The organism is Paenibacillus terrigena DSM 21567, assembly GCF_000374845.1.
Lineage (GTDB): Bacteria > Bacillota > Bacilli > Paenibacillales > Paenibacillaceae > Paenibacillus_K > Paenibacillus_K terrigena.
The window spans coordinates 1-21,956 of sequence record NZ_KB895415.1 but is presented as its reverse complement, the minus strand read 5'-3'; the positions used below and the strand labels follow the sequence as shown (position 1 = coordinate 21,956).

Annotated in this window: 22 protein-coding genes; 21 read left to right on the top strand and 1 reads right to left on the bottom strand. The window is 39.1% G+C overall.

Annotated elements, in window-relative coordinates; all coding sequences use genetic code 11:
- The first annotated feature begins 115 nt into the window (after positions 1-115).
- The 17 genes from C558_RS0111655 to C558_RS0111565 all read left to right on the top strand — a co-directional run bounded on the left by C558_RS0111655 (position 116) and on the right by C558_RS0111565 (position 17,289).
- Positions 116-1,000, top strand: coding sequence for an SMP-30/gluconolactonase/LRE family protein (locus C558_RS0111655; protein WP_018756453.1), 885 nt, complete (start codon positions 116-118; stop codon positions 998-1,000).
- A 322-nt stretch (positions 1,001-1,322) separates the two neighbouring features.
- Positions 1,323-1,982, top strand: coding sequence for a type A chloramphenicol O-acetyltransferase (catA, locus tag C558_RS0111650; RefSeq protein ID WP_018756452.1), 660 nt, complete (start codon positions 1,323-1,325; stop codon positions 1,980-1,982).
- A gap of 90 nt (positions 1,983-2,072) precedes the next feature.
- Complete coding sequence (locus tag C558_RS0111645; RefSeq protein WP_018756451.1) at positions 2,073-2,894, top strand: VanW family protein; 822 nt, start codon at positions 2,073-2,075, stop codon at positions 2,892-2,894.
- A 250-nt stretch (positions 2,895-3,144) separates the two neighbouring features.
- A complete protein-coding gene (locus C558_RS34465) occupies positions 3,145-3,330 on the top strand; it encodes a hypothetical protein (protein WP_156826092.1) in 186 nt (61 codons plus the stop codon).
- Between the two features lie 724 nt (positions 3,331-4,054).
- Positions 4,055-4,735 carry a hypothetical protein gene (locus tag C558_RS0111625; RefSeq protein ID WP_018756447.1) on the top strand — a complete coding sequence of 227 codons (681 nt, stop codon included), beginning with the start codon at positions 4,055-4,057 and terminating at the stop codon, positions 4,733-4,735.
- 187 nt (positions 4,736-4,922) lie between these two features.
- Positions 4,923-5,462, top strand: a complete 540-nt coding sequence (locus tag C558_RS0111620; RefSeq protein ID WP_018756446.1) for a hypothetical protein — start codon at positions 4,923-4,925, stop codon at positions 5,460-5,462.
- A 126-nt stretch (positions 5,463-5,588) separates the two neighbouring features.
- On the top strand, positions 5,589-6,068 hold the full coding sequence (locus C558_RS0111615) for a hypothetical protein (protein ID WP_018756445.1): 480 nt from the start codon (positions 5,589-5,591) through the stop codon (positions 6,066-6,068).
- 130 nt (positions 6,069-6,198) lie between these two features.
- Positions 6,199-7,188, top strand: coding sequence for a serine hydrolase domain-containing protein (locus C558_RS30880; RefSeq protein WP_018756444.1), 990 nt, complete (start codon positions 6,199-6,201; stop codon positions 7,186-7,188).
- Positions 7,189-7,268: 80 nt separating this feature from the next.
- Complete coding sequence (locus tag C558_RS0111605; protein ID WP_018756443.1) at positions 7,269-9,347, top strand: class I SAM-dependent methyltransferase; 2,079 nt, start codon at positions 7,269-7,271, stop codon at positions 9,345-9,347.
- 95 nt (positions 9,348-9,442) lie between these two features.
- Entirely contained in the window at positions 9,443-10,153 is a 711-nt protein-coding gene (gene thyX / locus C558_RS0111600) for an FAD-dependent thymidylate synthase (protein WP_018756442.1), read from the top strand.
- Positions 10,154-10,171: 18 nt separating this feature from the next.
- Positions 10,172-11,053 carry a class I SAM-dependent methyltransferase gene (locus C558_RS0111595; RefSeq protein ID WP_018756441.1) on the top strand — a complete coding sequence of 294 codons (882 nt, stop codon included), beginning with the start codon at positions 10,172-10,174 and terminating at the stop codon, positions 11,051-11,053.
- Positions 11,050-11,577: a GNAT family N-acetyltransferase gene (locus tag C558_RS0111590; RefSeq protein WP_018756440.1), complete on the top strand. Its 528-nt coding sequence runs from the start codon at positions 11,050-11,052 to the stop codon at positions 11,575-11,577. Before C558_RS0111595 ends, C558_RS0111590 begins: the two co-directional genes overlap by 4 nt.
- 145 nt (positions 11,578-11,722) lie before the next feature.
- Positions 11,723-12,307 carry a GNAT family N-acetyltransferase gene (locus C558_RS0111585; protein WP_018756439.1) on the top strand — a complete coding sequence of 195 codons (585 nt, stop codon included), beginning with the start codon at positions 11,723-11,725 and terminating at the stop codon, positions 12,305-12,307.
- Positions 12,300-12,755 carry a GNAT family N-acetyltransferase gene (locus C558_RS0111580; RefSeq protein WP_018756438.1) on the top strand — a complete coding sequence of 152 codons (456 nt, stop codon included), beginning with the start codon at positions 12,300-12,302 and terminating at the stop codon, positions 12,753-12,755. The genes C558_RS0111585 and C558_RS0111580 overlap by 8 nt, the downstream gene beginning before the upstream one ends.
- A gap of 597 nt (positions 12,756-13,352) precedes the next feature.
- Positions 13,353-14,102, top strand: coding sequence for a PDDEXK family nuclease (locus C558_RS0111575; RefSeq protein WP_018756437.1), 750 nt, complete (start codon positions 13,353-13,355; stop codon positions 14,100-14,102).
- 6 nt (positions 14,103-14,108) lie between these two features.
- Entirely contained in the window at positions 14,109-16,214 is a 2,106-nt protein-coding gene (locus C558_RS0111570; protein ID WP_018756436.1) for a Mu transposase C-terminal domain-containing protein, read from the top strand.
- Between the two features lie 124 nt (positions 16,215-16,338).
- Positions 16,339-17,289, top strand: coding sequence for a TniB family NTP-binding protein (locus tag C558_RS0111565; protein WP_018756435.1), 951 nt, complete (start codon positions 16,339-16,341; stop codon positions 17,287-17,289).
- A gap of 57 nt (positions 17,290-17,346) precedes the next feature.
- Here C558_RS0111565 and C558_RS0111560 read toward each other — a convergent pair whose 3' ends face one another.
- Positions 17,347-17,691 carry a helix-turn-helix domain-containing protein gene (locus C558_RS0111560; protein ID WP_018756434.1) on the bottom strand — a complete coding sequence of 115 codons (345 nt, stop codon included), beginning with the start codon at positions 17,689-17,691 and terminating at the stop codon, positions 17,347-17,349.
- 147 nt (positions 17,692-17,838) lie between these two features.
- Between C558_RS0111560 and C558_RS0111555 the strand changes: the two genes are divergently transcribed.
- From C558_RS0111555 to C558_RS0111540, 4 genes are all read left to right on the top strand, one after another.
- Positions 17,839-18,171, top strand: coding sequence for a hypothetical protein (locus tag C558_RS0111555; RefSeq protein ID WP_018756433.1), 333 nt, complete (start codon positions 17,839-17,841; stop codon positions 18,169-18,171).
- The gene (locus tag C558_RS0111550; RefSeq protein WP_083927162.1) at positions 18,168-19,919 is read left to right on the top strand and encodes a TniQ family protein; all 1,752 of its coding nucleotides are present in this window, start codon (positions 18,168-18,170) and stop codon (positions 19,917-19,919) included. The genes C558_RS0111555 and C558_RS0111550 overlap by 4 nt, the downstream gene beginning before the upstream one ends.
- A gap of 41 nt (positions 19,920-19,960) precedes the next feature.
- The gene (locus C558_RS0111545; RefSeq protein ID WP_018756431.1) at positions 19,961-20,800 is read left to right on the top strand and encodes a hypothetical protein; all 840 of its coding nucleotides are present in this window, start codon (positions 19,961-19,963) and stop codon (positions 20,798-20,800) included.
- Positions 20,801-21,258: 458 nt separating this feature from the next.
- Positions 21,259-21,956 (top strand): helix-turn-helix transcriptional regulator (locus tag C558_RS0111540; RefSeq protein ID WP_018756430.1); only part of this gene is annotated, 698 nt, incomplete at its 3' end.

Below are 21,956 nucleotides of genomic sequence, written 5' to 3'. Positions count from 1 at the left end.
AATTTAGAGGATCAGCAGTTAAGCTGGTTTCTGAATCATGTCGTTATACATATTTGAAAGGGTTTGCAAACGGCTGGGCGAATATTATCTTCATGAAAGTTAGGAGGCGTAACAGGTGAGCAATGCCTATGAAGTTGAGTTGGTGTTGGATACGCAATCAGATTTAGGCGAAGGTCCTGTATGGGATCATGAACGCGGGTTATTGTACTGGGTGGATGGCCTGCAAGGGCTTGTTCATATCTATGATCCGAAGGAACATACCAATCGATCCATTTCGCTCGATCAATACGTTGGCTCGATGGTGCTTCGTAAGTCAGGTGGGGCAGTGGTTGCTGCACACCATGGGTTCTATACACTAGATCTGGAGACGGGTGCGCTGGAAGTGATCCATGACCCCGAGGCACACATCCCGACGAATCGATTTAATGATGGGAAATGCGATCCGGCAGGACGCTTCTGGGCAGGTTCCATGGATGTCGATGAAATCCTAGACAATGGTACCCTGTATTGTCTACATCCAGATCTCCTTGTAGAACCGAAGTTGACACCGCTTCGAATTTCAAATGGGATGGATTGGAGCCTAGATCGGACTAAGATGTATTTCATTGATACGCCGACGCGTGTCGTCAAGGTTTACGATTATGATGAGGCTACAGGTGCACTCGCTGGCGGAGTACCTGTCATTCACATCCCCGCAGAAGAAGGTTATCCCGACGGAATGACGTTGGATGCCGAAGGGATGATATGGGTTGCACATTGGCAAGGGCATCGCGTGACACGTTGGAACCCGCATACCGGTGAACTGCTCGATACGATCCATGTTCCTGCGCCGTTCGTCACGTCCGTTGCATTTGGTGGCGAAGCGATGGATGAGCTGTACATTACCACTGCGCGAGGCGGGCTTAGGGAAGAGGCGTTAGCAAAATATCCGTTATCCGGGGGATTATTCCGCGTGAAGACATCGGTCAGAGGATTAGCACCGTATCGATTTGAAGGATAGGACTTGATCAAGTTGATTTCTGTAGATTACAGAATTCAACTTGTTTTTTTGTTTGTAATTATATGGATGTACAGGTAACATATGATCATGACGGGAAGTAGATGCAAGTGAAAGAGGGTGTATGATCATGGAGGTTTCTGCTCTGGTACACCGCATGTTTGTCCTTTTTATTTTACTTTTTTTCGTAAGCCTATTTCGATTCGTTCGACGAATTGTAATTCATACCAAAAAATGAATATGAGGAATGTGATAAGGATATGGTTATTGCAGTCGATTCGACCTCCTAGAATGAAAAAGTCATCATTTTAGGAGGGGTTAAACAATGATTTTCAATCCGATTGATATGGATAATTGGCCTAGAAAACCTTATTTTGATCATTATTTAAATCAGGTTCGATGTACCTACAGTGTGACAGCTAACATTGATATTACAAGACTGCGGTTAGAAGTGGAGAGTAAGGGAATGAAGATGTACCCCGTGCTTAATCACATGTTAACTACAGTGGTAAATCAACATCGAGAATTTCGTACTTGTTTTGATTTGGATGGAAGATTAGGGTTTTGGGACCGTATGTCACCTAGTTTTACGATTTTCCACGATGATGATAAGACGTTCTCTTCGATTTGGACGTTGTATAGCGAGGATTTTGATGTGTTTTACAATCGATATCTCGATGATATGAGCAGATATGGAAATGTCAAAGGATTCATGACGAAACCGAATGTGCCACCGAATACCTTTTCGATTTCCAGCATTCCTTGGGTCAGTTTTACAGGATTTAATCTGAACATATACAACGAGGCAACGTATTTACTGCCCATTTTCACAATAGGCAAATTTTTTGAACAAGATGGCAAAATACGGTTGCCTTTGTCGGGACAATTCCACCATGCGGTTTGCGATGGTTATCACGCTGGTGTATTGTACAATGAACTTCAATTACGAGCAGATACGTGTGAGCATTGGTTGCTTCATCGTTAAATCAAGTGAACGGGCAGGTTGTCGCAGCAACGGCCCGTTTTTCATGAATTTATAGAACAACAGCATCTCTTCATTGATTGGAGGTTTACTATGAAACCTAAAGTGAGATCTACGACTAGATTGCGGTTAGGACGATTGTATTTTCAATGCAAAAGATATGTGGAATGGTATTTCGGCAATACGAAGTTCGCCAAGCAGGTTCATGTCCAAGAATTTGACTATCCAATTATGAAGCATAAGACGCCGCTATTGCGACAGTTAAAAGATGTGGATATGTGGCTGCAATATAACAAGATTACGAATTTGAAGCTGGCGATCCAACAAGTAAACCGAATCGTGATTTATCCTGGGGAGACATTTTCGTATTGGAAGACGATTGGCAACCCCACGCGTAGAAAAGGATACGTTGAAGGCATGGTGTTATTCTACGGTAGCTTCAAACCAGGAATAGGCGGGGGGCTGTGTCAGCTATCGAATCTGATCTATTGGATAACCTTACATACGCCGTTAGAGATAACGGAGAGGCATCGGCACAGTTATGATGTTTTTCCGGATTCAAATCGAACGCAGCCATTTGGGAGCGGGGCGACCTGCGCCTATAACTATTTGGACCTGCGAATATATAATCCAACCGATCAGCCCTACCAGTTATGTATTCATATAGACGATGAATATTTATATGGGGAGTGGCAATCGACCTCTGCTCCTATGCATTCCTATGAGGTATATGAGAGAGAACACCGGATTACCCAGGAGTACTGGGGAGGGTATGCAAGATACAACTCTATTTATAGGAAAAAATATAAACTGGCTGGTGAGTTATTGGCAGATGAATACATTACGGAAAATCATGCACTTATGATGTATCAACCTTTCCTAACGGCGAAGAATAAGGATCCATTGAAATGTTGAGGAAAGTGTTCAAGGCTCTAGGGATATTCTCTGTCGGAATCATCGGGATATTCTTCGTTATTCAATTTCTAGTTATGGTGATTGTGCTCATGGGTGGGTTTCATCCAAATTGATCGATCAATAGAACTAACGAAGGACGTGACGTATCATGCCCTATTTTGAGAGAACAAGACGAATATCCGTTATATGTATCGTTGCGGGGATACTGCTTCTCATCGTGTCGATGATCTTGTTTAATGCAAATAACCTTATGGAACTGTTACGGGATGGTTTTACGAATCATTTGGCGGGAATCTTTGTAGCACTCACGATATTTCTAATCTCTATCTTTACGCTCATCACAGGCATAGCCTTACGAAGCATCGTATTGGATGCCAAAGAAGATATGATGCTGATCGAGAAACGGATTCGAGAGGAAGCAAGTACGAGGAGATGAGATCATTAAAAACAATAAATCCGTATTCATCATCATCGCGCTGCTTGTGGGTGTTGATCTAGCATGGATGTTATTAGATTATTTTCACATATATTTTACAAGCATGAAGAATACGGGGCTTTCGTATCTTATCCTTTTTAATATGATACTGGCAGGTATAATCATGATTCTCAAGAAGAAGTATTGGATGCTCGTTATACCACTATTTCTTTGTGTTATTTTGTTTGGTTATGTCTCTTTTTCCTCGTTAATAACAAGTGAATATCAGTTCATCACCTCCCCGAAAAGAACTATAACGTTGGTAATAGAATATCGTGTGGCAACGCTTGGGGAGAGTCATTACTTCTATAACTTTTATCAAACATTCGGGCCTTATGGGATTCTGATGAAGAAATTAGACGGTAAACATTTCAGTCTGATTCATCGATCGAATGAAGGTGCTCATCCCCTCGAATTAATCAGAATCAATCATCAGAATTGGGTTAGTGAGAATGAAGTAGTTCTGAATTCAATAGATGGTGAGAAAGTAATAACTTTAAAGTAAAGGTATGTGTAGAACTACGGGACCTTACTCGCATTTAAAAAATCCTAAAAATGTAGGTGAAGGAAAAGACTTTATTCCTGCACAAAAGAGATAAGGGTGGAACTAAAATTATAAGAATGCACAAGTTCTGACGCGTCAAGAGAATCGATTGAAATCGAACAAATAAAGGAGAAATAGTATATGAGTGAACAAGTTACTGAACTCAACTGGTGTAGTGGCCAAATTTGGAGAGGTTGTACCCTTGCTGCTATTGTTCACGCTATGATGGTTGCTCATTATCCTGAATTATCGAATGAACATTCTTGGGACGGAATGAACTACAGTGTGCAAGACAGCACTGGTGCAAGAGGAACTATTACATTTAGTCCAAATTATGTCGTTGCTGCTTTCCGAAAGGACAATAGTGAACGGTTGTCAGCAAACAAGTTTGATGAAGCAATTGAGTATTTTAGCGGAGCACCAATCGAAGTAATTGATCTTGCAAAAAGTGAAACTTTACTGTATTTATTGGAAGATATCAATGGTGATATTAAACCACAAATTACTACGTCTTTTTGGGGAACACCTATTAAATCTTATTCATTGGATTCCATTGAGGAACTTTATGATAATGGTGCATCTTTGTTGGAATACCAACTGATGCATTTTGAAGAGGCTTTAGAAGCATGGAAAGAATACTATGATATGTCAAATCAGCAATGTGAATTGTTGTTATCGATATATAATAGGAAAGTTACTAGTCCACTCGCCCCCATTCATTTAACAAAGGCAGAAATAAAAAAAATAGGTGATGCTGACCAAGAAGGATTAAGTGAAAGTAAGATCTCATTTAATGAAATTGGCATAAAGTTGGAAATGTGATTAATTTGTAACCTTGATTGGCTTCATGTCTTTCAAGGTTCTTTTTCCGGTTGGGGCTAAGTTATTAATTCGTTCCAATGGTCAAATGACGACTCGTGAAGCAAATAATCATAACAGTATCAAACAAAAGACGAGTGGAAAAGGTAGGAAGACTATCGCAATAAAGAAGAAATAGTGGAGGATACAAATGTCAAACGAAATCCTTTTTTTTGCTTCAAAATCAGATATTGAAGCTGTATTACAAAATATTGAGAGTGCCTATTTACTCAAGTATGTAAGATGTGGTCTTTTTGATAATGAATATGTAAAAGTTTATGATTCCGCGTTAGATATCGAAGGCTTGGGGTATAGTGAATCGGGAAATGTTAGCAATCAAAGTTATTTAGTCCTCGAACGTACAACCCCACTAAATATAAGGAGTGTGCCTCAGCAAAGGGGAGGAGTGAAGTATGCAATAGATCAAATGGAAAATAAAACTTCCTTTATTTTTGCTCCTGGCGGATTGTATAGAGATGAATACATTATATTTGGTCGAATATCAACTGTTAATTCTGTACCAGAAGAATTAAAAGTGTTTAAGGAATTCACAAAAAAAATGATTAAAATGTTTTCCAAAGTAGGAAGATATTATATAGGGCCGGAAGCGAAATTGCTTTCCAATGAAAGAAGACTCATAACAATTAATGCTAATCAGTCCATCGAGTACGATTTAAAATTACTTAAGTGATCAAGCTTTTAAACTATAGTCTAAGGTAGCATAAGGTGTGATATCAATAAACACATAGTGTTTATATCGATCTGCCTGCCGTATTTTTCATTAAATATGATGGAATTGTTGAAGGGGCGTAGAACTATGAATTCAACTATAGCGGTACTTATCTTTACACCCTTAATCATCTTTGTCTTACAGCTTACAATAAAATTTATAACTGAATACAAGATTAAGCGCTTTGTTGATCAACATTTTATGGATAGAAAATTTAAAGTTTCTTATTTAATGTATCTTGGTGTAAGTTTATTTTTAGTTATTGGGATAGGTGTAATATCGGTTAATAATCATTTGTCTGGAATTATTATCGGAGCCATGTTTTTTCTGTTATTTTTGTACTCGCTTTATCGACTTCAGAATTTTTATGTTGTTATTCAAGAAGGGAACGTTGTTTATAGAAATGGGAAGAAACAAGTAATTTTTTCTTTAAATAGTATTAAAGAAGTAAAAATAAGTCAGGGAACAATTGATATTAATAGAAATCGTAAAGAAATCATTCAGATCCCGATTTATATTAATAAGCTTAGTTTATTAGTAGCTATGCTCCGAAAGTATAGGCCATAATATGTAGTAAGACCAAGATTTTGTCAGTTGGATTGTAATGAGCTAGAGCTTGGCGAAGTCTTCTTCGTATATGTTTAGTAGTGAGAGTTAAACTAATCGTAAGTGTAATGAAGCGAAGGAGTTGATAGGAATGCATTTAGAATCACAACTTCATGATTACTTTTCCTCGAAGGCATCGAGCTTAGAATTTAGTGGATCGGTATTCATTGCTAGTAAAGGTAGGATCATCATCAATGCAGGGTATGGGCTAGCGAATCGAGAACATGGCGTTCCGAATACGCCGAATACGAAATTTAGGATTGGCTCCATTACGAAACAGTTCACGGCAATGTGTGTCCTCATGCTAGAACACCAGGGTAAGTTAAGTCTTGACGATCCTCTTTCTACATATATACCATCGTTCCCGCATACATCGCAAATCACCTTGCATCACTTGCTAACTCACACTTCAGGGGTTCCAAATATAACCCAAATCTCTAACTTCCAAGAATTTATGAAGCATCCCGCTCCTCCTGAAAAAATTATAGAAATGTTGAAGGATCTACCTTTAGATTTTATGCCAGGGAGTCAGTTCTTGTATAATAATTCTGGGTATATCATACTGGCCCATTTGATCCAAAAGATTTCAGAGCAGACTTATGGTGAGTTTTTGAGAAAAAGTATTTTTGCACCGCTAGGTATGCATGACACAGGGTGTGACAGCCATCATGAAATAATCCTTCATCGGGCATCTGGTTATGAATACAGGGATGGGCTCATTAATGCGGAATATATTGACATGACGCTTCCTACAGGTGGAGGCAACCTCTATTCAACATCTGAAGACCTGTATAAATGGGATCAGGCACTATACGAGGAGTCACTCGTCCCTCAGAACGTTATTACTCGCATGTTTACGCCCTATTGCTCCAATTATGGTTATGGTTGGTTTATTGACACCGGAAGTGAGTCTAGCAGAAGGGTGTATCATGGTGGAGGCATTGTAGGTTTTAAGAGTGAAATTAGTCGGTTTATTGACGACAAATTGACTATGATATTCCTTAACAATCTGGCGACAACCGATGTAGGTCAGATTAGTGGTGACGTTAGGAGATTTCTGACGAATAGGGAGTTTATTTGAGCGATTGTCAACGAGGGGTAAAGGATTATCACGATTTCGTAGAATTACAACAGGAAAGCATTTAGGAGGATCACATCACGATGTTGAAATCACTTCAGGCGATCATGGATTATCGTCAAGGAAATAAAGAAAATCATCAGATTGGTTCGCATTGGCTGCATTATTTAGTGTCGGCCGAGGAGCGAGTCGTCAATATGGAGCGAATTCAATCCTTACAAGAGCTTGTTCATGCAAACCCAGTATTGGATTACGTAGAGAGAAGTTTGCGGCTGCTGGATTCGATGTCGCTCTCCTTTTGGATAAAGGAAATATTGGAAGAGGTTCTGTGCTGGGCAGAGGTGGCAAAAGGCGGTACGCTTCGTGATCGCATCCAATGGCGAGAACGAGGGATCAATTGTTATGTACATAATAGCGGGTCAGCGGAGCTGTATCTGGACCATGCGGAAGATCGGTTAAGCGCGCGAACATCAGTCATTCATCGGTTGATTGAAGCACACGGTCTTATAGGACAGCAAATTCGTGGCGAGGTCCCTGCAACAGAAAGCGTTATTCTATCGGACATGGTTGCAGATCAGTGGATCACTTCAGTAGAACTTGAGCGCCTATTGATTGCACTGAATTATTGCGTAATTGGAGCGGTATCTCTTGAGCTATGGCAGTCTGTTCAATCTGAAGTAGAAGAGCGAATCCGATATATCGCGCGCCATACGACGTTTCCTAACGAGTCGACCAAGGAGCGTATTCGCAGGTTGCGTGCTTCTTCGATTCGACGCGGGGAAGATTTTGATACGGATTATGATATGCTCGAGCGTATGTATTCAATGGGAGAACGATTAGTACCGCTGGATTCGGTCACGATGTGGTATGTTGAGGCAGCATTGCAGCATTTTTCATTAGAGCAATTTTTGAAGATTATAACGATCACCTTGCAGCAAAAGTCTCAGAACGATCCGTTGAAGCACATCAGCTTCGAGCATGTTATGAATACGATGTATTACGATTATAAAGGCACGAAGAAAATCAACGTCTACAAACAGCGGATTATCGAAAAATATTTAAGCGAGTTAACCTGGGACGTGATCGAATCTGGAGCGATGGCACAGCTTAATCCTCATCTGACGTATCGTGTAGAACGGATCAGCCACATCCCAGATACGGTATTCTTCCAATTCGAGTTCTCTCCTGCCGCTGAGAAGTTGATTGATTTCTGCGTTGAAGCGGAGAAATCTCCCTTGTATGAGCAGGCTGTATTGATGTTATTTGATTTGTTCGACCTGCGTAGAGACGCCTATGATCGGTTCCATAACGAAGAAGAATACCTTGCAGATATGAACCAGACCGCAGACTATAAGAAGATTATCCTCGATTATATTGTCGGTACAAATGTTCTGGATATCGGACCAGGCGGTGGTGTACTGCTGGATCTCATCGAGGAGCGAATGCCTGATATCACACCGATAGGGATCGATATTTCGACGAACGTCGTTGAAGCATTGAACCGCAAGAAGCAATTAGAAGGCCGACGTTGGGAAGTTATGCAAGGAGATGCACTGAACTTGAAGGATTATGTTCAGGCAGGCAGCGTGGACACCGTTATTTTCTCATCCATCCTTCATGAGCTGTTTTCTTATATCCCATATCAAGGACGAAAGTTTAACCTGAATACCATTGCTGCTGCGCTAAAGAGTGCATTCGATGTGCTGGCAACTGGAGGTCGCATCATTATTCGAGATGGGATTATGACACATCCGGTGGAACAGCAGCGTAAGATTAGATTCCTACAACCAGACGGGATACAGTGGCTTGAACGGTATTGCAAAGATTTTGCCGGAAGGTCCATTTCAGTGGAGAAGCTGAGCGACAACGAAGTGGTGATGGCAGTAAATGATGCGATGGAATTCCTCTATACCTATACATGGGGAGAAGAAGCCTATATTCACGAGGTCCAAGAGCAGTTTGGCTATTTCACGCTGCCTGATTACATGGAATTCATTCATGCTACCTTAGGGGCTGAGGCGAACATCCTTACGAGTCAAGCCTATCTTCAAGCAGGGTATAGCGAAGTACTTCAGCATAAAATTCAGATGATGGATCTAGCGGGACGAGAAGTGCCTTTACCGGATAGTACTTGTTTTATTGTGATTGAGAGGCAAGCATAATTGAAAATGAACTGGGATTTTGTTGATACATTGTCATAGCAATCATTTGGGAAATTCAGTAAAATGATAGGATCTGAATTAAGGGGGACGACATTTTGTCATTAATTGAAGTGTTAGATAAAGGCTATGTCAGGCTTGTAAACCATATGGGATCCGATTTATCGGTCGTGAATGCAGCACGCGTATCGTATGCAAAGGAATCCAATGAACTAAATGATAAGGACATTCGACTTATTAAATTTCTAGCACGAGAAGGTCATACATCGCCTTTCAGGCATGTGATTTTGCAATACGAGATTTATGCGCCCTTAATGGTTGCTAGACAGTGGTGGAAATATGTGATCGGATCAGCGCATGCGGAAGGTACGGGAGATAGTCTTGAAGCATGGAATGAATCAAGTCGCAGATATATTACAGAGGAGCCGACCTTCTATATTCCAGGTTCAGATCAATGGCGCAGCAAACCAGAGAATTCCAAGCAAGGAAGCGGCGAGGTATTAAGGAGTGAGATCGGTACAAAGCTGACCGAAGAATTACTAGAATACATCGAACTTGGTGTTCAAAAATATGAATCGGCCATTGAGAATGGTGTGTGTGCGGAACAAGCTAGGTTGTTTCTACCCTCCTATGGCATGTATGTGAGATGGTATTGGACGGCTTCACTACAATCGGTATGTCACTTCTTGAACCAGAGACTTGAACATGATGCGCAAAAAGAGATTCAAGATTATGCCAAAGCCATTCTAGAATTAAGTAAGCCATTGTATCCTGTATCCATTCTTGAGTTGATTGAGAAATCCGAATAGGAAAGTAGAGGCTCGTACATGTCAGAATATTATTGGGATCAGCAAATCGAATATTTACAGAACACGCGATGGCTCTATTACAATGATGACTATTTGAATTTTCTCGTGAGAGATGTATGGAAGATCGATAGCCCCGTGAATCTCGTGGATTTCGGTTGTGGGTTCGGTTATCTTGGGCTGAAGCTGCTCCCTTTATTACCAAAAGGCTCGAGTTACACGGGATTGGAGAAGGGCACGGAATTGATTCAACGAGCTAGAGAGATTTTTGCGGACCTCCCCTTTCCGACGGAATTTATCCCATGTGACATCGAGACGATACATATGGAGTCAAGGTATGACATTGCATTGAGCCATGCTTTTCTATTACATATGACGGATTCGAGGAAAATCCTTCAGAAGATGATCGATAGCGTACGTGATCAAGGTCGTGTCATCTGTTTTGAACCCCATTGGATCGCGAACGCATCGAATTATGCTCTAGATGGTGTCGATCAATCTGACGTGATGCGACTTGGTGAGCTTCAGAAATTGTATGAACTAGATGCGAGGCGAACCGGGAAAAACGGTAATATCGGTATGCTGCTGCCTATCTTGTTCAGTCAGTTGGGGCTAAAAGATGTGGAATGTAGGGTAAGCGATAGAGTGAATTTCCTTGATCAGAATATGGACGGAGTGAAGAAGGACGCGTTGTATCGTTCTCTTCGAGATGAAGGCCTAGGGCAAATCCCAGGTGACTTGGATGAAACAATCCAGCATTTGATCCAACGGGGGTTATCTCAAGTGGAAGCGAGAGAACAGGTTGAGGCTGAGCGGCGATTCGCCGCGGTATTTTCAGAACAATCCTGGTTAACTTATGCACCTAATATGAAAATTACATTCGGAACGAGGTATTGTAATTGATTAACTATCAAGTGTTGAACGAAGATCACGTTCATCAACTCAAAGAAATCGATCGCTCGGAAGAGATCAATCTGATCTATGAGATGCAAGAAGGGCAATTAACGGAGATTACAGCAGGTCATGAATGCCCGAATTGGGATTCAGATGTCCTAGATGAGATTCAAGAACGGTTTGTATACGAGATTCGCCATGGCGGGATGGCGCTTGGAGCATTCAATGGGGACGTGTTAATCGGGTTCGGCGTGCTAGCGCACCAATTCCGAGGGGACCTGAAGGATCAGCTCCAGATCGATTTGATGTATGTATCAAGGAACTATCGAAGACAAGGGATTGGTACACGTATCATGAACGAATTAAGTGATGAAGCGAGGAGACGAGGTGCGAAGGCGCTGTATATTTCTTCAACAGAGACAGAATCAGCGGTATCCTTCTACAGTAGTCAAGGCGGCCAACTCACTGAAACCGTGGACCCAGAGCTGTTTAGTAAAGAGCCATTGGATATCCATATGACGAAGAAACTATAACGTAGAATCAACTCGTGGTTGATTATGATAGAGAGCTGTTCCTAGCCTTGGTCGCTGGGAGCAGCTTTTTTTCTACCCTAATTCAGGATAGATAAAAACCGTCTTTTTTGGTAAGATGTGTAATAAAATGCAGGAGGTGCTCCTGATGAAACCACCGATTCTACTTGATTTCCCGAGTCAATTTGAGACTGAACGTCTATTGATTCGACTGCCGTTACCTGGTGATGGGCGAGTGGTCTATGAAGCCATCACAGCATCTATCGAAGATTTGAAGCCTTGGCTTGCTTTTGCTCACAACGAACAGTCGGAAGACCGATCAGAGGCGATTATACGCGAAGGGCATGCGAAATTTATGCAGCGAGAAGATCTGAGGTTGCTTATTTTTCATAAAGATACACTTGAATTCATCGGTTCTTCTGGATTGCACAATGCGAACTGGAACATACCCAAGTTCGAGATTGGTTACTGGATCGATTCTCGTCATGCAGGCAAAGGCTATATGACCGAAGCGGTGCAAGGGATTGCTTCATTCGCATTTGAGACGTTGAAGGCGCGACGCGTCGAAATTCGATGTGATCGATTGAATGTGAGAAGCCGAGCGGTCGCGGAGAGGGCGGGTTTCGAGCTCGAGGGGATTTTACGGAATAATAACCTCTCTCAAGATGGTCAAGAGCTAAGAGATATGCTTATATTTTCCAAAATACAGATTGGGGAGAAGATGAATGACTGACATGCAGATAGAGAATGTGCAAATGACAACAGAGTCTGAGGAAGCAGATTACAAGTTCGTCTGTGATCAGTTGTATAACTACAATGTTCGTGCTACGAACGGGTTACTGAAGAAACCGGGGCAGGATATTAATTTATTTTTGAAGGATAGTACCGGGGCTGTTGTGGGCGGATTGTTCTGTGAGACGTGGTCCTATGGACTGTATCTTGATGTGTTCTGGATTGATGAGAAGTATCGGCATCAGGGTTATGGGGAGCGATTGTTACAGGAAGCGGAGCGAAGAGGGATAGAGCTTGGCTGTGTATTTGCACATACGTGCACGTTCACCTATCAAGCGCCGGACTTTTATCAGAAAATGGGGTATGAGGTTTTTGGTGTGAACGATGAGTACCCGGATGGGATTAAGCAGTTCTTTTTGAAGAAGAGACTAACAAGGTGTGGGTTGTAACTTGAAATGTCGGTGATTGGAAGATGAAATGTCGTTGAATTGGAATATAATTGACGTTGGCCCGAGCCTTGTTGCTACGGGCTTTTTCTTATGTAAGTTGTTATTTTGGGTTTGATGTAATACTTGGATTTCAACGCAATTACAGGTAATTAGGTAGTTTCAAAATTGTAATATGAAACGACGCTTTTATTTATATGCTTTTAGTATTATTAAATTATTCATATTCAATAAATGATTTCTCTACGTTACTTCCGATAGTCACTTCCGAAATCATACAGAACAGGTTAGTTTCAGATATAAGAGAACATGCAATGTTGTTTTTCCAAGTAGATTCATTCCTTTTATTAATTGCGAATGGGATTCTCAAATCCTTAGTTGAGCATTATACTTACAGAAGAAATGGTATGAGAAAAAATCCAATTAACACTTTTAGCAGTTTAAATTAGTTTCTTTCGAATATAACATATTCAAAGCCTCGACTGTTCAGGATCATCTGAGTAATCGAGGCTTTTTACTTTTCTCTGTTTATTGAAGTTCATACTGGTAATACTGAGTATTAACTGGAACATATTCCGTCATTTTTCAGGGGGTTGGTAAATGGACTATAACTGGATTACAAAAAAGGATTGGAGCAAAGAGGATGAGCTATACTTGCGGAAACGAAACGTCTCTAATAAAGGCAGCCGAGAATTCGAACATCTGATTGGGAGCATTTACAGTCACAAAATGAAACGAGGGGTTCAGTACGAATCTTTTTGGGGAGAGTGCCTTTTTTACTATTTACTGGAGCTTGATCCGGTAACTATTCGTTACTACGAACAGCCAGTTTTCGTTCCAATTAGAAAATTAACTAGAGAGCATTTACTGAAAGAAGATGATCACGTGCCAGATGTTCTTACTTTCAGAGATGGTTCAAGACCTAATTTGATTCAGATTAAGGGTGGGAATAAGAAGGCTGAACAGAAACCAAATCTTTTTAAGGCTTGTGAGGATTTCGCCAAACAACGAGGTTGGGAATATAGTTTGGTAAATCCTAAGGTAACAATACCAGAAATCATAAAGGAAAATATTCTGTGGCTAGTGAATTATTTGCGGCCAAGAGAGTATTTTTCTGATTTTATTCCTGAAGTTAACCGTCGAGTAAAATACCTTCATAAAGTAGAAGTGATCCGCTTAGCGAAAAGTTTTGAACCAAAAGTGGATTATCGACATGTTCTACCGCTAATATTTCATTTAATTGCAACCGGTTCATTGATGACAAACATTAATAAAAAAATCGACCACACAAGTGAAGTTTCGTTTGGAACAATTTTCGATGATATTAATCTATTATTTGAAAGGGAGTAGCTAATTATGAAGTTACATAATCCATTAGCTATCGATGATGAGTTCTACTTAAATGGTATCAAGTTTCACGTTCATGATATCCAAGCACCAATTATATTTTATTATCGGGAAGATGGTGATAAAAAAATAAGGGAAATAAGCTACATTACCTTAATAGAGGATCCTACATTTAAAGGCCCAGATGAAGTCATGAAGAGATCAGCTAAAATAGAATCTAACGTAGAAAAAAAAGTAACATTTATGTTAGACACTTTAATTCCAGATAGGAAAAAAAAGACCATACAGCGGCTCAATTTAATTAAACCCATACTTCTCTATAATAAGGCTAAACAAGGGGATATGTATGCTTTAAATTCTTTTAATGAAGTATATAAATACTTTCTAAATGATAATGAAACCATTGCTAATTTAACCAAAAAAGAACTTTTGGAAAGGGTATCTAAGAAATCAAAGGAAAGTGGAAGTAAAAAAATATCACCAAGACAATTGGAAAGATATTTACAAGCTTACTATGAGTCTGAAAACAACAGGGAAAACTTCGGAGTCGAAGGGCTTATCTCAAAAGCATTTTATAATGCTCATTCCAGGGAGGATGAGAAAGCTATTCAGATTTGTCATCCAAAGAAGAATGAAATTATACTCGATACAATATATTGCAGGATTGACAATGATGAGTATATTCCATTAATTGAGCAAGGTATCAAGCGTTTTTTATCAAAAAAAAGAAGGAAAATCACTCATCTTCATTCAGATTTGGAGATTTTATGTTCTGCCAAGAAATTAGAACCGCTACTTTATGATACTGTTTTTAAAATGGTTAAAAGGATTAATGTACAAATTTACGACAGGTTATCGAAAGGAATTATGGATGCAGAATATCATGATCCAGTAACACAAAGAATATCAGGTTATTTTGCCAGAAGCCCACTTAATGTTATTGAAATTGACCATGTTAAACTTCCAATTAAACTCATTGACGAGACTACCGGCAGTGATCTTGGTGAGCCTTGGCTAACGCTCGCAATTGATGTCTATACTAGAATGATTTGGGGATTTGACCTTTCCTTTCAAAGTCCTTCCGGTCATAAAGTAATGTGCGCAATATATAATGGAATATGTTTAAAACGAGCGAAAGAGACGTATGGAACAATAAATGATTGGGAGATGCACGGAATTCCAACTGTCATTTATATGGATAACGGTCCCGAATTTAACAATGCTTATGTTAAGAGCATGATTGAGGATGAATTACATGCAGAAGTAAGATTTAGACCTGTAGCCACTCCACGTTATGGTGGAATTATTGAAAGATTTTTTAGAACAATTAATGATGAGTTTTTGGATCAATTGTTGGGATTCTATAGTAAAGGGAGTAGTGTAGAAGAACGTCAAGCAGCCAAAAAAGAAGCTATTCTAACTCTGAGTGATTTAACAGAACTGCTTGTTCGTTACTTTGTTGATGTGTATCATTTTGATACCCATAAGGGCTTACCACTTGATGAAGATACCCCAGCTGTGCGATTTCATCATGCTGTTAATATAATGGGCTACCCCCCAAGTATTCCAGCTAATCACGAAGAAAGTTACTTGATCAAGTTACTTCCAGTTGACATGAAGTCTTATGATAAAGACGGGATACGTGAAGAAAATGTACGATATGCTTCTCCAGAAACCAGTCGATTTGTTAATACCCGATTGAAAAAAAATGTAAAGATCAAGTTTGATGTGCGTGATATATCTAAAATTTATATTATGGATACCACAAATCAAACTTATATTGAAGTGCCTTCCATCTCTCCGCCTGCTGAGAAAGTGCAAGGTATGAGTAGAGAACTCTACAAAGCGATTCGAAGAATATTAATTGAGAAAGGGAAAATTAACAAAAGACAGATACCAGGTACCGAGCACATCATTGAAGGAAAGAGATTAATTCAAAGTCGTTTTGAAACAATGGTGAACAAAAATGCCTCAATGAGGAAACATATATTGAATAAAGGGGGTACTTTGTCAGTAGCATTATCATCTGTAGAACCTCCAAAGAGATCTACACCGTCTAAAACCCAAAGTCTAATTGAAAAATATAATAGCCAACGTTATGGTACAGAATTGTAAAGGGGAGAGGCCGTAGTGCCTCTTTTGTTTTGTTCAGACGAAGAAGCAAGTTGAAAGGAGATTAACACTATTGCAATTTGGTTATCATTGTAACTAGAAACTAAAAAGGAGTGATTGTGCGCATATGATAAAAAATCATTATAAAGAGTTTCAGAATCGAATTAGTAATTTATTTATTGAACATGATGAGGTTACACGCATATGGAAAAGACTGGATAAGAATCGAAGGAATAAAAGAGAGGGCGTAGAGAGCGATGATTCGCCAATAAATTTATTTATTGAAGGAAAGTCAGGAGCAGGAAAATCCATGACTTTAAAAAAGTATGTGAAAAAGAACAAAGGATGGACCGTTGTGGATGAAGACGAGACAGAAACTGATATTAAGCCAGTAATCTATATGACACTTCCTGTTCCCTTCACTTACAAAGGATTCTACAATAACATTCTTAAGGCAATGAATTTACCTGCTCGTAATGCGGATGTTGATCGAATTAAAACTCAAGCTTTTGATATGATGAAGGAATTGAAGGTAGAAATGCTCATCATCGATGAGGTGGATTACTTATTAGCCTCGACGTTTGTCCAGCGAAAAGCAGTAATGGAGAATATTAAAGATATTGCAAACTCGGCGGATGTTTGTTTAGTATGCGTTGGGACTCTTTCTATTGAAGAGCTTAGAACTCTGAATACCCAACACATTCGACGATATCCTAAAACAGTTTTAAAGCATTTTGAGAAGTGTGATGACTCGTTTAAAGAATTCATTAAGAGTATTGAAGGTCAACTTTCCCCGCCTCCAGGGCTACTGGATTGGTCTAAAGATGAAAGTGCTTTTCCTGAGTTACTTTTCGACCTTACAGGAGGCTTAGTTGGATGGATGAAACCAATTCTAAGGGAAGCTTTCGATATCATTGGAGTTATGGAGGAGGACTTTAGTGATTTTAGTATTTTGAAGAATTTAAATGGGACTGTCCTCGCAGAAGCACAAAAAAATATTATTGGAGAGTTTGCAGATAATGATATGGCCAAAATTCTTGCAGATGAACTAGTATCGGAGGAGGAAGACTCCGCGTAGGAGTCTTTTATTATAATCATGGTTTTATGAATTAAGCGGTGGCAATTGTGCCACCGCTTATATCTTGTCTTCAAACATGTTGTATACAAAATCTTTAATTTTCTTAACATCTCTAGATGGAAGTTTAATTAGTGCTTCCATAATCTTCTCAATGTCAGAAGGTTTTTTATCTACAGAAGAATCTAATTTAGTGTATTCAAACAAATCATAAACTCCAACTTCTAGAGCATTAGCAATTTTAATTAAATTAGCCAGAGTGACATTTTTTTGAGCACGTTCTAGTCCACCAATGTAAGTGTAATGAAAACCGGAAATCTCGGCTAGATATTCTTGAGAGTATCCTCTTGCTTTTCTTAAATCACGAATACGTTTTCCCAGCAGTACCTGATCTCGATCGGACATTGTCTACACCTCATAAAAAGTTTAGACAACATCTGACAAGAAAAACATGATTACATAAATAACAAAATAATAAAAATGTTATGTATACGTATTTGTTTTAGGGATAATGGTAACTCTAGTATTAATAGATTCATAGGAGGGATTCATATGGAGGCTAAAAAAGACGATTATATGAGCTTATTTGTTCCTGCGATGTCAGAAATAACTGAGAAAGGAATTAAATATAGGGACAAGTATTATTCATGTCAATGGGCAATACGCAATCAATGGTTTCAATTATCATCAAGTACACGAATGCTTAGGGTATTCGTTGACACGTTAAATGATGACTATCTCTTGATCACCTTGGAGAATGGTTGTTTAGATGTTGCACTCCAGATACAACATTATAAAATCAATACTGACAGGTTAGATGAGTACTATCAGCTACTGAACAATATAAAAAAACAAATAAAAGAACGTAAACGGAAGAGAACATGATGAATAATGGTCCTCTTTTACCAAAACGACCGAAGCATTTTCATGATGAGAGTGAGTCAGGTTATTTGTTTCGTTTATTCAAAGCTAATCATTTTATACCTAATACAATCTTCTTAAGGGAAATTGAACTGACTCATGCACAACTTTTAAATAATGAAATATCTGAACAAGCCTTGTTTAAAATCTGCCCATGGATGCCAAGTACAGAAATCAGATTTATAAATAACACGAATCGTATCCTAAGTACTTTCAACCATTCTTGGTACAATAAGATAATTCAAAAAAATAATCTTAAGTATTGTCCGCTGTGTATTCAAGAAAGTTATTATCATCGCCTAGAGTGGTGTGTATTTCCTTTGAGGATGTGTCCTAAACATTTCGTCATACTTCAGGAAGGATGCCAAACCTGCAACCACCCTCTAGACTTTTATGATTTTATCGAGCAACGTTGTAAGTTTTGTTTATCTCGACTTAAACGAATTACTTTTGATCATATTCAGTGTGAAATCTTTTCTGGTTCCCAATCAAGTCTTGCTAGAAGCATAATTTATAATGAAAAATCAGACATTTTTGAACTGCATGCTAATGACTACTTAGAATTGGTATTTGCCAGTTTTATGTTCTTAGATGGGTGTACTGATTTCACAGGATTTAGTCATGAAACCTTGGATATTTTCTATAATCGCAAAAGTAAGACAAAAAACAGCTTGAATCTCGCTATAGCCTTTTCTAATGTTGACTGGATGTATTCTAAGTTCCCTAATCATTTTTTTCATGTGCTCGATTTATTTCTAGCGAGGAATAAAGGTGTGAAAAGATACGGTGCGTTCCAGAGCCTTGAGAAATTAGTAAAACATGATTGTTATGCTGAGTTGAGAGAGGCATTTCATCATTACTGTATTCAGAAATTGGAAACTGGGGTAATTAGACGGGATTTTGGGGTGTTTAGGGAGGTGCCTGAGTTACTTAAGAAACGAAAAGTAATCCGCCGCGAGGAGGTTAAGATTGAAAAGGGGGTCACTTATGGAAAGATGTTTCGACTGTCAAATAACAACTTGGTTCTAATGAATCAGGGTACGAAGAATGAGTATTATGTTGATCGGATTACCCTCGATAAATATCTCGAGGAAGAGAAAAGATGGATCACAAAAAAAGAAGCATCGCTTATCCTTGGTATACACGCTGCTTCAATCGAAAGTCTCATTAGCTCTAATTTGCTTCAAGTAAGTTTGAACTACTCGGGGAAATCTAAACGGTTGAATCTGAACGAAGTCAATCTACTCATTGAAAGGTGCAGTGGCAAGTTTGTAAAGCCCATTCCTTTGGATTGTATTAATTTTCATGATGCCTTAATTAAGTACTCTGTAAATAACTTAACGATTGTATCACTAATTCAATTTATTTTATCCGGGCTATTAACCCCTGTTCGATTATATTCTAAAACAACACTTGGCGACCTGTATTTTAAAAACGGCGAAATTAATGAATGTTTGGTGGTTCTAAAAAAAAGAAGTCAAAAGGAACAAGGTTATTTTTTTAATGATTTGTTAAAAGATTTAAAAATAGGTGAAAAACGCCTTCGTCGTGTTCTTGAAGAACGTAATATCCAACCGGATTTTATTAGTTATCTTAAGGATGGGAGGAGAAGATATTTATATAAAGAAACGACCAAATTGAGAATTCAAGAGGTCTTGTTAGCAAGTAATTCAAATTTAGTGCAATTGAAAGGGGGGGCAAGGCTGACTTAAGTTACAGATACTACTTTTCTTAAAGTTGGAGTGTGGGCGGCTTGGCTATATTAGGAATAGAGGATTTTATTCTATCAGGTGCATACAAAGAATTTAAACAACTCGAAGAAAAAACTAATGTGCTAAAAAGTCTAATTCAAGATAAGCAAGCAGCAACAGGAAGGAAACGAATGGTTTGGACAAGCATAGGGGTGGTTGGAGAATTCCAATTAAATAAAACATACGAATACAATTTCTTAGAATTGAATGAATACCTCTATAATTTAGGTATCCTTCCTAAAATTGCTTCTATTAATGGTGGTTTATTATCAAATGAACAGAAAACCGAACTCAAGCGATTCTGCATTCCTGGTAGAAGTTATGTTCGATATACTCCCAATCGGCTAGGAAGGGTTGATTGTCATATCCCTCTTGATGAATACAATTATTATCTTTCTATGTCACAGAGGAAGAAAGTTAGTGTGTGGAAGGAAATGCATCTAAGGAATAAAGTATTAAGTAAAGTTTGGGAAAGCGAACGATTCCATGCTGTTAATGCTGATACTTTTCAAAGATCCAGGAGTATCTCGATAAAGACAGGTTCGATTTCTTTGCATAAAAGATCAGAAAAATTAAGTGTAGGACATGTCTTACATTTTCTCGGTCCCAAAGTCTTAATTCATTGTGCAAGAGTAGATCATGAAATACTGGATGAATACTTGGCAAGGGGCTATTTAAAGAAGTCAGATCTTAATTCAGTGAGAAAAATCCTTGATGTCCAAGAAAGATACTATCTAATGACCTTGCAATCTGAAGAAGCAAAAAGTAGATATTGGGATTCAAAATTAAGAAGACTTTCAATGTTGAATCAGTTATCTACTTTACATGAATTCAACAATTAGGTGGTTCGGAAGAATCCCTTTCTCAGTTACCTCTGCTTGCTCAAGTGGAAATAGATCAATTAATTAGCAACTAGAATTTATTGTATACCAACCCAACAAAAATACTAAATTATGTAAAATGACCTATAGAGGAATGGAATATGTGAAGGAGCAGTCGTGAGATTACTCCTTCCCGTTGAGCTATCGGGCAGGATAACGGAATAAGCCAATCAAGCGTAAATGTATTAGAGCCCGGTTTTATTAACTGGGGCTTGATCATTTAAGATGATATCTGAATTCGTGGTTTCAAAAAAAAGCAACAAAACACTGGTGAACTTTCTAATCCTGACAGACTATTGTCTACAATGAAAGTTTATTATACAAGCAAGAGCCTAATTACCCGCAGGAGTTAAAGCATCGTATTCGTGGAACTGAAACATTTTATTAACCAGTTACCTTATTGAATTGGGGGGACAACAGTGAAACTTGAGCGACTTATGGCCATTACGATCCTTCTATTAAACCGCAAACGCGTACAGGCCCAAGAATTGGCTGATCGTCTGGAGGTTTCATTGCGTACGATTTATCGCGATTTGGAATCATTGAATCTAGCAGGAATTCCCATTATTTCGTACACGGGAGCAGAAGGCGGATTCGAAATCATGGAAAACTTTCGATTGGATCGGCAAATGCTTTCATTCAATGAACTTATTTCCCTCTCTACAGCTTTGCGAGGCCTTCAATCTACACAGGCATTTAGCAACCAAAATTTAGACGGGCTGCTCGACAAGGTTGGCGCATTGGTCTCGAAGGCAGAACAAGGTCGTATGGCTGGTGCTGATCAGGTCATCATAGACTTAAATCCGTGGAAAAGCAGCTCTTCAGAACGAAACAAGTATGACACGCTGCATAAAGCCGTAAGTGATAAAAGGCTGATCCGTTTTACATATACCAACGGACAAGGGGGAGAAACAGAACGTTGTATTGAATCTATGGGGCTGGTGCTCAAAGGCTACACGTGGTATCTTCACGGTTATTGCTTAAACCGAGATGATTACCGCATGTTCAGGCTTTCTCGGATCCGGAATCTACTCATTCTTGAGGATACGTTCCAGCGTCGAATGGTGACGCTGTCTGAGTTGAATGAAAATTGGGGTCCGCAGCGCGATTCCAAGAT

What these genes read in the sequence shown, in the direction of transcription:
- C558_RS0111570 (WP_018756436.1), top strand. Translation starts at nt 14,109, where the DNA reads ATGAAGTTACATAATCCATTAGCTATCGATGATGAGTTCTACTTAAAT.
- C558_RS0111645 (WP_018756451.1), top strand. Translation starts at nt 2,073, where the DNA reads ATGAAACCTAAAGTGAGATCTACGACTAGATTGCGGTTAGGACGATTG.
- C558_RS34465 (WP_156826092.1), top strand. Translation starts at nt 3,145, where the DNA reads ATGGAACTGTTACGGGATGGTTTTACGAATCATTTGGCGGGAATCTTT.
- C558_RS30880 (WP_018756444.1), top strand. Translation starts at nt 6,199, where the DNA reads ATGCATTTAGAATCACAACTTCATGATTACTTTTCCTCGAAGGCATCG.
- C558_RS0111595 (WP_018756441.1), top strand. Translation starts at nt 10,172, where the DNA reads ATGTCAGAATATTATTGGGATCAGCAAATCGAATATTTACAGAACACG.
- C558_RS0111555 (WP_018756433.1), top strand. Translation starts at nt 17,839, where the DNA reads ATGGAGGCTAAAAAAGACGATTATATGAGCTTATTTGTTCCTGCGATG.
- C558_RS0111550 (WP_083927162.1), top strand. Translation starts at nt 18,168, where the DNA reads ATGATGAATAATGGTCCTCTTTTACCAAAACGACCGAAGCATTTTCAT.
- catA (WP_018756452.1), top strand. Translation starts at nt 1,323, where the DNA reads ATGATTTTCAATCCGATTGATATGGATAATTGGCCTAGAAAACCTTAT.
- C558_RS0111615 (WP_018756445.1), top strand. Translation starts at nt 5,589, where the DNA reads ATGAATTCAACTATAGCGGTACTTATCTTTACACCCTTAATCATCTTT.
- C558_RS0111560 (WP_018756434.1), bottom strand. Translation starts at nt 17,691, where the DNA reads ATGTCCGATCGAGATCAGGTACTGCTGGGAAAACGTATTCGTGATTTA.
- C558_RS0111575 (WP_018756437.1), top strand. Translation starts at nt 13,353, where the DNA reads ATGGACTATAACTGGATTACAAAAAAGGATTGGAGCAAAGAGGATGAG.
- C558_RS0111585 (WP_018756439.1), top strand. Translation starts at nt 11,723, where the DNA reads ATGAAACCACCGATTCTACTTGATTTCCCGAGTCAATTTGAGACTGAA.
- C558_RS0111580 (WP_018756438.1), top strand. Translation starts at nt 12,300, where the DNA reads ATGACTGACATGCAGATAGAGAATGTGCAAATGACAACAGAGTCTGAG.
- C558_RS0111605 (WP_018756443.1), top strand. Translation starts at nt 7,269, where the DNA reads ATGTTGAAATCACTTCAGGCGATCATGGATTATCGTCAAGGAAATAAA.
- C558_RS0111625 (WP_018756447.1), top strand. Translation starts at nt 4,055, where the DNA reads ATGAGTGAACAAGTTACTGAACTCAACTGGTGTAGTGGCCAAATTTGG.
- C558_RS0111620 (WP_018756446.1), top strand. Translation starts at nt 4,923, where the DNA reads ATGTCAAACGAAATCCTTTTTTTTGCTTCAAAATCAGATATTGAAGCT.
- C558_RS0111565 (WP_018756435.1), top strand. Translation starts at nt 16,339, where the DNA reads ATGATAAAAAATCATTATAAAGAGTTTCAGAATCGAATTAGTAATTTA.